Genomic DNA, 11,259 nt, shown 5'->3' on the forward strand with positions numbered 1-11,259 from the left:
ACGGGCGTCAGACGGTCCAGGCGACTCAGACGGTCCAGGTGTCGATGATCACCGCGTTGTCGCGCTTGTGCAGGAGCATGCAGTCGAGCACGTCGAGCGGGTTGATCATGCGGATGCCCTCGATGAAGGCGGCCTCGCCGTGGCCGTACAGGGCCTGGGTCGAAAACCGGCAGGCATAAACCTTGCCGCCCTCGGCCATGAACTTCTCGAGCTGGTTGTTGAAGTTGAGGTGGCCCGGGAAGGCCTCGTCGCCGAGCCGCGGGAAGCCGCGCTGGACGCCGAGCGTGATGCCCGGCCCGTAGAGCAGGATCGAGGTCTCGAAGCCTTTCCGCTGCAGGCGCGTGGCCTGGAGCAGGTTGACGAGGCCGATCGAGCCCTCGAACGCGACGGTGTGGAAGGTGACGAGCGCCTTCTGGCCCGGCTCGGCCTTCACATCCTCGAAGACCTTCTCCTCGTAATCGACCAGAAAGTCGCCCTTCTTGTGGGGTTCGCGGTTCACGGCAGGCATCGCACACGCTCCTCGATGGGTTGGACCGCGGCAGTGGGGGCTGCGGGCGATCGCAACCCATAATGGCAAGCGACGTGCCAGCTCAGCGCGATCAACATTCCATGCAATGCGCCGGTCAGGAATACATACAAATATCCGATCAATACAGCGACGATGATCGCCGGAGGATCGCTCACTGAAACAGCATATTATGCGTCAGGAATACCCATGGACTGCTTGCCGCTGCATCAGAGATTGTATGAATTGTATGGACCCAGGCTATGATTTGCGGGAGCGCCCGCACGGTACGGTGCTTGCAGGCCATACAATCAAGCATTGATCGCATCTTGATGGTCTGGACGCGGAACCGATGAAGCCGACGGAGCAGGCGGGGTGGCCGGACAGCCGGACCGGCGCGGCGGATGCCTGGACGCCCGACCTCAAGCGCTGGGGCAAGCCCCATTATCTGGCCATCGCGGAGGCCCTGGCGGACGACATCCGGACGGGACGCCTCGGCCCGGGCCTGCGCCTGCCGACGCAGCGCGCCCTGGCGGAGGCGATCGGCCTGAACTTCACCACCGTGTCCCGCGGCTATGTGGAGGCGCACAGGCGCGGCCTGATCGAGGGGCGCGTCGGCCAGGGGACCTTCGTGGTCGATCCGGCGGGCGCGGCCCGGCCGAGCGGACCCGCCCGGGCGCCCCGGGTCGGGCCGGTCGACTTCACCATGAACCTGCCGCCCGAGCCCGACCAGCCGGCCCTGCAGGCCCGCATGCGGTCGTCGTTCGCAGAGCTGTCCGGCGATCTCACCAACCTGCTGCGCTACCAGGGCTTTGGCGGGACCGACGGCGACAAGGAAGCCGCCCTGCGCTGGTTGAGGGGCCGCGGGATCGCGGCGACCCGGGAGCGCCTGCTGATCTGCCCGGGCGGGCACAGCGCGCTGTTCGGCGTGCTGGGGCAGGTCGCCCAGGCGGGGGACACGATCTGCGCCGAGCGCATCACCTATCCGGGCATCCGGACGCTGGCGGCGCACCGGGGCCTGCGCCTCGTCGGCCTGCCGATGGACCGGCACGGGATCGACCCCGACGCCTTCGCGGCCGCCTGCACCAAGGCCCCCCCGAAGGCGCTCTATCTCAATCCGCTGCTGCAGAACCCGACCACCGCGACCCTGTCGCGGCCGCGGCGCGAGGCGATCATCGCGGTGGCGCGCCGGTACGCCGTGACCATCATCGAGGATGACGCCTACGCGCGCATCTGCCCGACGCCCCCGCCGAGCTTCGCGGAACTCGCCCCCGAGATCACCTACTACGTGGCCGGCCTCGCCAAATGCCTGGGTGCGGGCCTGCGCCTCGCCTACCTCGTCGCCCCGAGCGCCCGGGCCGCCCTGCCGCTCGGCGGCGCCCTGCGGGCCGCCACCGTCATGGCCTCGCCGATCGCGACGGCTCTGACGACGCGCTGGATCAACGATGGGACCGCGGAGGCGATCGTGCAGTTCGTGCGCTCGGAATCGGCTGCCCGCCAGCGCCTCGCGGCGGCGCTGCTTCCGCCCGAGACCTACACGGCCGATCCGCACGCCTTCCATGCGTGGATCACCCTGCCGGCGGGCTGGACCCGCTCGGCCTTCGCCAGCCAGGGGCGGTCCGCCGGCCTCGGCGTCGTCGGCAGCGATCCGTTCTGCGTGACGGGCACGCCCCCGGAGGCGGTCCGCCTCTGCCTCGGTGGCCCCTCGACCCGGCAGCAGATCACGAACGGCCTGGAGATGCTCGCCCACGCGCTGGAAGGCTCACCGGCGCTGGCTTCGAGCTACATCTGATCCCCGGGTGCCGCGCGTCGCGGTCGATCCCGTCTATTCGATCACCGGCGCCTGTGCAGGGTCCAGGATCACCGGCTCGTCGGGGACGTTGGGTCGGCCGGGCCGATCGTCCAGGTCCGGGCGGGGGTGCTTCTGGGCCGTACACCCGACGCAGGTCCAGCGCATCGCCAGGGCGTTGCCGGCCTCCGCTTTGCGGAAGCTGGAACCGTGGGCCTTCGACATCGCCCCGGACGTGGTCGTCCTGGGCGCGGCCTTCCTGGAGGCGGTCTCGGGACCGGTCTTGGACGGGGTGGTCCTGGACGTGACCATGGGGGCGGTCGTCACAGCGGCCGAGCGCCTCTGATCATTGATGACCCCGTGTTCGGATCATGCCAGGCACAGTGGTGTGGGCCGGATCGCTGTCGCAAGCGTCCGGCCATCGGCCCGACCCGCGGAGCGGGGCATACGCATGGGGCAGACGCGCGTTGCTGAACTCGCGCACCGGCTTCCCACCGCCCTATGGCTGGACCCGTGCCGGGTCGCATCGCCATCGACCACAGCTCTGAGGCTTTGTTTTGACGTGCTCTCGGCCAGACCGGTCTCGGCTCGCGCGGAGGGTGCCTTACCGCGCCATCACGTTTCGGTCGCGGGCGGCCATCGCCGGGTTGCTGGTCGGTGTCCCGAACCGGGCGGACGCGGAGGAGGCGTGCACAGGGCCGGATTTCCGGCTGGGAGCGGACCCGCACCCCGCGCAGATCGAGCCGAGCGCGCGCCGGGCGAGGGCTTCCGTGCGTGCAAAGGCAGCGGCGGGAGACAATCGCGCGCGTAACGTCGCGCCGCCGGCCATCCGGGTCACATTGGCGGCCGGTCGCATCTGGGAGGGATTGGCCAGCGCCGTGCCGAGGCTCGCGACGGAGACCGGTCGGGCGTCCCCGTCGGGGACACCGGGTCTTGGTCCGAGCCAAAAGTGTTCTGCTCTGAACAGCCATCGCGTCCCTTCGTTCTTGGACCATGCGATCTCTGCAAGGGATGGTCCGGGATCGGCCGTGCGCTCTGCCGGGTCTCCACCGCGTCGCCCTCAAGTCGGAACGGACGGCACGCGCGGCTCATCACAACCGCTCGTTCACGTGGCGCTCCCGGGGCCGCCGCATCGACATAGGATCCCGGATATGCGTAGTTCACGCGCGGTTAAAACCGGAAGGTTCGATGGCGGAAACAGCTCACGTCACTCTCCAAATTAAGGGAAGAGGGCGAAAAGCAAAATCCGGCGTGATCCATCTGCGCGACGCATTGATCGTTGCCTGTCTGTGCGTGATCGCAGCTGTCCTGATTGCTGCCGCGACGGCGTACTTGGCGCTGAACAAGATTTGGCCAGCCCTTGCGCCTGTCCGTGTTCATGAGCGGCTGCGTGTCTGGTCACGCTTCAGTCTGCTCACAATCCAAGAGATCCGCTCTTGGCGCTGAACCCTCGGGTTTGCCGGATTTACCTAAATAGATTCCGCTGTTGACGTTTTGAGTTTCCCTTATCAATCACAAATATTTCGGTTTAGATTGAAGCAAGTCCTGCCCTGAAGCCAGATTTCGTTTCGACTCTACAGAGATGGGCAGTGACGAGAAGCCGTTGAGCACCCCAGAGAAGACCAGCAGGTCGCGCTATCGAAGCCCGACAGAGTGGCTGTCGATCGGTGTGTTGGCCGCCGCCACGCTGGCCGTGATCGGCGCTTGGGGCTATGCCGCATGGTGGATCGGGTCGACGGTGTTGAACTGGATAAAGTGACGCGTCCGTCCATGTTGCTGCAAATTAGTCACCCGGCGTTTTCGCAAGTCAACTCGGCAAGTCAGTCCTAGCGCGTCACTTGGCAAGTCAGCCCGGCAAGGCTGACGATGCGCAGGGCTGCGATCACGGTCTCGAGGCCAACGGCGACGGGCGTGGCGTGTCTTCCAAGTTTGCGTCTCGCGATCAGTCCCTGATGGTCATGCGGGGTTTCAGCGGCCCCCCGATCGCAAGCCTCGATATCGATCGAGGCTATCCGTCCCTGACGGCGCTCTGGTGCGTGCGCGCCTTTCGGTCTGATGTCCTATGGAACGCGCGAGGCCGAGCAGAATGGGGCCTTGCCTTCAGACGCCCCGGTCTCGGGAGCCGCAACGCGGGAACGTGGTTAAGTCCTGCCCGCGAGCGTCGTTCCGATCGAAGCACCGCGCGGCTGAGGCCACAGTGCCCATCGATGTAACGCGACGTGATTCTCACGTCTCACTTCGGTGAACGCCAATCATCCTTTGACTATCGACTGACCATGGAATTAGCGAATTTTATTAAAGATCTGCGATCAAAACGTCTCCGTAGCTGTCACAGACATTCGATTTGTTGTTTGAATGAGTGCATTGGCTTGACAGGATGTGCAGATTTTCGAGACTTCATGACGTTGGAAAGCTGGTTAATCAGGCGTCTGCGTAAAAGCACATCCTTGTGGTCTCAGGCAAGCCGTGCAAAGTTCAGACGTCGTCGATCAAGGCGAATCGAGAGCTGGGGAAAGGAATGGGTCTTTCTTGAGATTGCCAACTAAAATCAGTACAAATGTTGATGAAATCTGGTTGTTCGACCGCGTTGCTTAACCTGCGGATCGGGCACATGGCCTGAACGCGCCATCGCGTTTCGGCGCCAGGTCTGCGACGGCCGTGCTCTGCAACGCATGCAAGCGTGCCCGGCTCTAAGCCTTTGTAGGGACGTACTGTCTTGCGCTGAACCGGAGTTCACTTCGGCGCAAAGCGCTCTCGCATGCCGTTCCGGGCCGGCTGCGGACATCGATGGTTCAAGGCGGCACCCTGCAGATCGTTCGATCCTCGACAAGTGACCAAGAAAGTTCAGATCCGATTATTCATATTATGATTTGATGTAATATTATCCAGTATTTGAGACAGTAGCTTATATCGTTTAATATTCGTGATGAAAGAGCAGGGCCGATCGAGGTAGCTTGACGCACATGCTGTCGCGACGATCGTGCAGTGAGGATCGTTGAAATCCATAACTGTCGTTACGGGAACACGCAGATGATCGCTGTACTCATGCCCGCCGTGATCGGGGGCTTACTTGCCGTTATTGGGACCTGGCCCTGGTTTGGCCCTTACGCCATTCTGAGCGGCCCCTTGGCGGCGGGGGGCCTGGCGATTTCGATCGGGCTTTTCCTCGCGTATCAGCGGAGTCGGTCGTCGTCCAAGCAACGGAGCCGCCTCGTGATCGCACAAACGGAAATTCATCTGGGATGAATAACCGCCACGCGGCTCAACGCCCGCGCCAACCCGCGCCGTGTCTGAGCCTGGGGTTTTGAACTGCAACGACCGGTGCGAGCCAAGTCGCGGATGTCGGCTCCAAGCCGGACCGATCGCGACCGTCCAGGCGTGCGGCATCGTTCGCATCCGGGGTGGGCAGGCCGGCACAGTGCAGCAGACACGCAGATCCGACCGACGGTGTTTCAAAGACCGCGGCCGCGCGATCTAGCTTGGAGAGGGAATCGCGCAGTCAGGAGACCGCAATTAAAGATAGCTTCAGCTTGGTGTGCGACTTGGTATCTGTCCATGCGTGCCGCTTCGAGGCATCAGGACCACCACGGCAAACCGATCCATTGGGGGCGCATGCTTGGCTGGGCCATCATGACGCTGGCATGCGTCGGTTACTTCCTAAATGAGGCGTTAAGCGCCCCGATCATTGAGGACGATGGATCGGACACCGTTCAAGCTCCCCGGCATGACTCGTCGGATCCGGCTCTGTCCGGGCTGACGGCGGCCCCGCAAGCCTTGCCGTCGCACAGCGCATCGGATCAGTAAGCGTCGGAGCGACCCGGGAACACGTGAAGCGCCGTGGCGGCCAGGATCTTGAGATCCAAAGCGAAACTCTGGTTCTCAATGTACCACAGATCGAATTCGACCCGGCGCTGCATGTCGGCCAGTTGCGGGGTGCCGCCGCGCGAGCCGTTGACCTGAGCCCAGCCGGTGATGCCGGGCCGCACCGCGAAGCGGCCGGAATAGGCGCTCAGCAGCGCGCCGTAATGGCGGTCATGGGCCAGCGCGTGGGGACGCGGGCCGACCAGCGCCATCTCGCCGCGCAGCACGTTGATCAGCTGCGGCAGCTCGTCCAGGCTCGAGCTGCGCAGGAGCCCGCCGAGCCGGGTCAGGCGGGCATCGCCCCGGCGCACTTGTGAGACGACCGCCCCGTCCTCCTGCACGTGCATGGTCCGGAACTTGTAGATCAGGAACGAGCGCCCGTTCAGGCCCGTCCGCGTCTGACGGAACAGCGCCGGACCTGGGCTGTCCAGACGCACCAGCAGCGCGACAAGCGCCAGAAGCGGCGCCAGCAGGACCAACGCCAGGGCCGCGACAGTGACGTCCAGCCCGGTTCGCAGAGTTGCGCTTGGCTGTTGGCCGCCGGACGTCACGGGCGTCAGCGGTTCGTCAGCAGCCAAGCTGCGTTCTGCGGCCTTCATGCGATGAGCCCCTATTCAGATCCGGCTGGGTGGGCGCGGCCGCCGGGTACCTGAAGGCGGCGACGCCAACTGAGTCCCAGTCCGGGCGCCGCCACAGCTCCGCCGTTTAACTCGGCGTTAAGCCAGATACAAGGAATGATCCTAATTGTGGGTGGCAGCGGATCGCATGTAGCAATATTATAGCGCCAATTGTTATGCTATTTTTTTAAAGATGACTTGCTATCGTTTTTTCCCTGAGAGGGGCTCGTCGCCTGTATCTCAGGTAATTTCTTCAGTTATTGAATCCTTTTTTAGGCGGGTGTGATCGCGTCCAGATACGCTGTATATTGACTTGCAAGTTTTTTATCGATGGCGACTGGCTTTTGATCCGGCGTTAAATATGTGACGAGACAAAGAGGGTTCTGTCGCCGTTCTGCGCGGGCTAACGCGCTCATATTCGGATCGAAACAGAAAACTGCTTAGTGATTAAGTACCAAGTCGCTGGAACGGGCAGCGATTTTTGCGTTCGCGGCGCCGGTTTGCCGCCGGGCGATGGGGCGGGCAGTGAGCTGACCCTTCAACGCTTGAAGGGCGACCCGGACCCGCGCGGACGGACGACCCATCTGCGCGCGTTGACCGTCCCGGCTGGCCAGTCGGGCCGAGAACAGCCGCCTATCGCCGTCCAGAAGGGCCGTGATCTCTGGGCTCGATCTGTTCCACATCGCCATATCAGGCGGAAACAGGATCGCCGCGGAACCGTCCCGCTGGGCCTCCTCGCGGGCGCAGCGCGCCGCCAGTTCGTTCAACGCCTTGAGCGTGATGTCGAGATTGGCCTGGACCTGCGTCTTGTCGAGGCGGATCAGGACGTCGCCGGCCCTGACGTGATCGCCATCCTTGACCAGCAATTCGCCGACGCCGCCGCCGGTGGGATGCTGAACCTTCTTGATCTCGGACTCGACCACGAGCTGGCCGGGGGCGATGATCGCGCCCGCGAACGAGGTCATGGTGGTCCAGCCGGCCAGACCCGGCACCAGCGCCACGGAGAGGACGCCGGCGAAGACGAGCTGGCGGCGGATGGAGGCGCGCGGATGGCGTCGCGGCCGCGTCCGGGCGGTCAGATCCAGGCCGGATCCGGTGAGGATGGGGGATCCTGCCGACATCACGCGCTCACCCTCTGTTGATCGGCACGCTCTGCCCCGACGGGCCGCAGAACACGCTTGAGGACATCATCCTTCGGGCCGAACGCCTGCAGGCGTCCGTCCGCCATCACGAGCACGGAATCGACGGCGGCCAGCGCGCTCGGTCGGTGGGCGACGACGATGCAGATCCCGCTGCGGCTTCGCACCCCCTGGATCGCCCGCGTCAGCGCGGCCTCGCCATCGGCATCGAGCTTGGCATTTCAGGTCGACCGTATGTTGAGGAACACGCTGCGGCCCGGTCGGGTTCGCGTTCCCCGATCCCTCGACGACGACCCTCGAAACGCGCGAGATTCCCCAACGCGACTTATCGATACGATGGGCCTTGGGCCGATGAAGGATCAACCTTCGGTTCAGGCTCATACCAAAACCGCGGTATGACCGGGTGCAGCCCGCTGGGGGTGCGCAGGGGGTGGCGTGTCGGATGTGGGGCACTTCGTCCCTCGAAAGGCGAGGACAAACGATGACGCGGAAGATTATCGAAGCGCCCGATTTCGGAACTCTGGGCTTTCCGACAGCGCCGGGATTCGATGCGCCGATGGTTCAGGCTCCGATCGTGACGCCGGGTGACGTCGCCGATCAGTCCGGTGATCTCTGGCTCGATGTGCTGGGTGATCGGCTTGTCCATGGTGAACTCGCCGTCACGCCCGAGCAGGCGAACGCAGCCGCCCGTTATGGCTGGGCTGCGGTTCCGAACAGCGAGCATGCGGGAAAGATCACGGTCCGGAGATCCGATCCGCATCCGGATCAGGATTGAGAACACCGACGCTGCCTGTCGAGGCCGGCAACACGACCGGTCTTCAGGCCTTGCCCTGCGGATCCGGCGAAGGGCGTGATGGCCCGTGTGAGCGAGGGCCTGGCTGAGCAGGGCCTGCCGCGAAACGCTGTGTGCGCTGACGGCGGGAAAGGGCCTGGCTGCGCGATCTTCGAAGGTCTTCTGGCTTACGAATACCTTCAGACCATCAACAAATCCGATCCGTTACGGTATCGCGCCCGCTTCCCAGCCGCGCCGGGATCGGGTTAAGCAGGATCGGCACAGGTCACCGCCAGAGATGACCGGCTCGCGAGGAAGCCCGAGAAGTCCGTCACGCCGCCGTCGCGGCTTTGTTCGGCCTGCCTCGAATCCGCGCGGACCCCGCGACGCGCGACGAGGACAGGCCCCATGACCGGCCCCATAACTGGCTCTGCGACCACCGACCCGACACCCGGCTCCCCGGACGAGACCGCCCTCGAACGCTCGGCGATCCGCCGGATCAGCTGGCGGCTCGTGCCGTTCCTGATCCTCGCCTACTTCATCTCCTTCCTCGACCGCGTGAATGTCGGCTTCGCGGCGATCCAGATGAACCACGATGTCGGCCTCTCGGCGACGGTGTTCGGCTGGGGGGCCGGGATCTTCTTCATCGGCTACTTCCTGATGGAGATCCCCAGCAACCTGATGCTGGAGCGCTTCGGGGCACGGCTGTGGATCGCCCGGATCATGGCGACCTGGGGGCTGATCTCCGCCGCCATGGCGCTCGTGCAGGGGCCGTGGTCGTTCGTCGGACTGCGCTTCCTGCTGGGCCTGGCCGAGGCCGGCTTCTTCCCGGGCGTGATCCTCTACCTCACCTACTGGTTCCCCTCGGCCTACCGGGCGCGGATCATCGGGGTGTTCATGATCTCGATCCCGATCTCGTCGTTCCTCGGCTCGCCGATCTCGGGGGCGCTCCTTAACGTGACCGGCTTGGGGCTCGCCGGCTGGCAGTGGCTGTTCATCCTCGAAGGGCTGCCGGCGGTGCTGATGGCCGGCGCGGTCCTGTGGCTGCTGCCGGACGGCCCGCGGGACGCGGCCTGGCTGCCGGCGGCCGAGCGCGATTGGCTGGAGCGGCAGCTCCAGGCCGAGGCGGCACGCAACACGAAGCGTGGGCAGGCAGCCAAGCCGCCCCTGTGGGAGATCCTGCGCGACCGGCGCCTCGCCCTGTTCGCGGCAATCTATTTCGGCTCGACGGCGAGCAGCTACGGGCTCTCGTTCTGGACCCCGCAGATCGTCAAGAGCTTCGGCCTGGGCAATTTCGAGACCGGCCTGCTGAACAGCATCCCGTACGGTTTCGCGTCGGTCGCCATGATCCTCTGGGGGCGGCACAGCGACCGGATGGCCGAGCGGCGCTGGCACCTCGCACTCTCCTTCCTGGTCCTGGCGCTCGGGCTCGCGGGCGGCACCGTGCTGACGGGCCTCGGCCCTGTGGTCGCGGCGCTGACCGTGGCGGCGGTTGGCGTCTATATGCTCAAGGGTCCGTTCTGGGCGCTCGCCACCGAGCAGATGCTCCCCGCCACGGCGGCGGCGAGCATCGCGGCGATCAATGCGGTCGGGAATCTTGGCGGTTTCCTCGGGCCCTACCTGATCGGTGCGATCAAGGACGGGACCGGCAGCTTCACCCTGAGTCTCCTGCCCCTAGTGGTCTTCGCCCTGGTGTCGGCCGGACTGTCGCTGGTGCCGGGGCGCGCCTCGCAACCGGACTCGGGCGCCCGCCGGCCCTCGGTGGCCTGAGCGGTCGCCTGCGAACCGGCGCGACGAATGGGCGGTTAGCCTCGTGTCGCTGCCGGAACCATCGAAGGATTGTGCTCTCGGCTGCGCGGCCGACGGGGAGCCAGCTCGATGGACCTGAACACCACCGTGCGCGACGCCATTCTGGCGGAACTGAAGCGCCAGTCGGAGGCGGAAGACCCCGCGCCGACGATCGACCTGTCGGAGTCGGGCTACGCGCGGATCGAAGGTCGGATCGATATCGAGGCGCTGATCATGGTCGTCGCGGGCGCGCTCGCCGGCGGGCCATGACGGGAGAGGCCGCCGCCGAAACGGCAGCGAGGCCGCTCCCTTGCGGAAGCGGCCTCGCCGAACGTCAGGTCCGGGGCGCGGCCTGAGCCGCGCCTGGGATCGGTCTTAGTACGAGCCGAACTTGTAGTTCAGGCCGGCGCGGACGACGGCGAACTCGTCGGGTCGGCGGCCCGCGCCGCTGGTGACGACCGGGCAGTTGTTGGCGGCGGTGTCGACGAACGCGCCTCGGTCGCTTGAGCGGTCGGCCGCGAAGCGGCGCGACGAATGGGCGGTTAGCCTCGTGGCGCTGCCGGAACCATGCAAGGATAGTGCTCTCGGCTGCGCGGCCGACGGGGAGCGAGCTCGGTGGACCTGAACAACGGCGTGCGCGACGCCATTCTGGCGGAACTGCAGCGCCAGTCGGAGGCGGTGGACCCCGCGCCGACGATCGACCTGTCGGAGTGGAGCTACGCGCGGAGCGAAGGACGGATCGGGATCGTGGCACTGATCGGTGATGACCCTGGCCGCGTCGCCGGCGG

General features: G+C 65.4%; 10 protein-coding genes and 2 pseudogenes. 7 read left to right on the forward strand and 5 right to left on the reverse strand.

From position 1 onward, the window contains the following. Positions 1-25: 25 nt before the first annotated feature. Positions 26-508, reverse strand: a complete 483-nt coding sequence (locus tag MKK84_RS34910; protein ID WP_056167628.1) for an MSMEG_0572/Sll0783 family nitrogen starvation response protein — start codon at positions 506-508, stop codon at positions 26-28. A 349-nt stretch (positions 509-857) separates the two neighbouring features. Between MKK84_RS34910 and MKK84_RS34915 the strand changes: the two genes are divergently transcribed. From MKK84_RS34915 to MKK84_RS34930, 4 genes are all read left to right on the forward strand, one after another. Continuing rightward, on the forward strand, positions 858-2,297 hold the full coding sequence (locus MKK84_RS34915) for a PLP-dependent aminotransferase family protein (protein ID WP_243927584.1): 1,440 nt from the start codon (positions 858-860) through the stop codon (positions 2,295-2,297). 7 nt (positions 2,298-2,304) lie between these two features. Further along, complete coding sequence (locus tag MKK84_RS34920; RefSeq protein WP_243927586.1) at positions 2,305-2,640, forward strand: hypothetical protein; 336 nt, start codon at positions 2,305-2,307, stop codon at positions 2,638-2,640. Between the two features lie 842 nt (positions 2,641-3,482). After that, on the forward strand, positions 3,483-3,740 hold the full coding sequence (locus MKK84_RS34925; protein ID WP_243927588.1) for a hypothetical protein: 258 nt from the start codon (positions 3,483-3,485) through the stop codon (positions 3,738-3,740). 136 nt (positions 3,741-3,876) lie between these two features. Beyond that, positions 3,877-4,053: a hypothetical protein gene (locus tag MKK84_RS34930; RefSeq protein WP_243927590.1), complete on the forward strand. Its 177-nt coding sequence runs from the start codon at positions 3,877-3,879 to the stop codon at positions 4,051-4,053. Between the two features lie 2,038 nt (positions 4,054-6,091). Here the strand turns inward: MKK84_RS34930 and MKK84_RS34935 are convergent. The 3 genes and pseudogenes from MKK84_RS34935 to MKK84_RS34945 all read right to left on the reverse strand — a co-directional run. After that, on the reverse strand, positions 6,092-6,733 hold the full coding sequence (locus MKK84_RS34935) for a sugar transferase (RefSeq protein WP_243927592.1): 642 nt from the start codon (positions 6,731-6,733) through the stop codon (positions 6,092-6,094). A gap of 479 nt (positions 6,734-7,212) precedes the next feature. Further along, positions 7,213-7,893 carry a biotin/lipoyl-binding protein gene (locus MKK84_RS34940; protein WP_243927594.1) on the reverse strand — a complete coding sequence of 227 codons (681 nt, stop codon included), beginning with the start codon at positions 7,891-7,893 and terminating at the stop codon, positions 7,213-7,215. Beyond that, positions 7,893-8,132: pseudogene (locus MKK84_RS34945) on the reverse strand (type I secretion system permease/ATPase); the annotation flags it as partial. The pseudogene MKK84_RS34945 and the gene MKK84_RS34940, both read right to left, overlap by 1 nt. 221 nt (positions 8,133-8,353) lie before the next feature. Here MKK84_RS34945 and MKK84_RS34950 point away from each other — a divergent pair. The 3 genes from MKK84_RS34950 (at position 8,354) to MKK84_RS34960 (ending at position 10,741) form a co-directional block, all read left to right on the forward strand. Continuing rightward, complete coding sequence (locus MKK84_RS34950) at positions 8,354-8,686, forward strand: hypothetical protein (protein WP_243927596.1); 333 nt, start codon at positions 8,354-8,356, stop codon at positions 8,684-8,686. Positions 8,687-9,091: 405 nt separating this feature from the next. Continuing rightward, entirely contained in the window at positions 9,092-10,453 is a 1,362-nt protein-coding gene (locus MKK84_RS34955; RefSeq protein WP_243927598.1) for an MFS transporter, read from the forward strand. 108 nt (positions 10,454-10,561) lie between these two features. Beyond that, a complete protein-coding gene (locus MKK84_RS34960; protein WP_243927600.1) occupies positions 10,562-10,741 on the forward strand; it encodes a hypothetical protein in 180 nt (59 codons plus the stop codon). A 105-nt stretch (positions 10,742-10,846) separates the two neighbouring features. On the opposite strand, the pseudogene MKK84_RS34965 reads toward MKK84_RS34960, so the two are convergent. Next, a pseudogene (locus MKK84_RS34965) lies at positions 10,847-10,969 on the reverse strand (porin family protein); the annotation flags it as partial. Between the last annotated feature and the right edge of the window lie 290 nt (positions 10,970-11,259).

It is taken from the genome of Methylobacterium sp. E-065 (genome assembly GCF_022829605.1).
Taxonomy (GTDB): Bacteria; Pseudomonadota; Alphaproteobacteria; order Rhizobiales; family Beijerinckiaceae; genus Methylobacterium.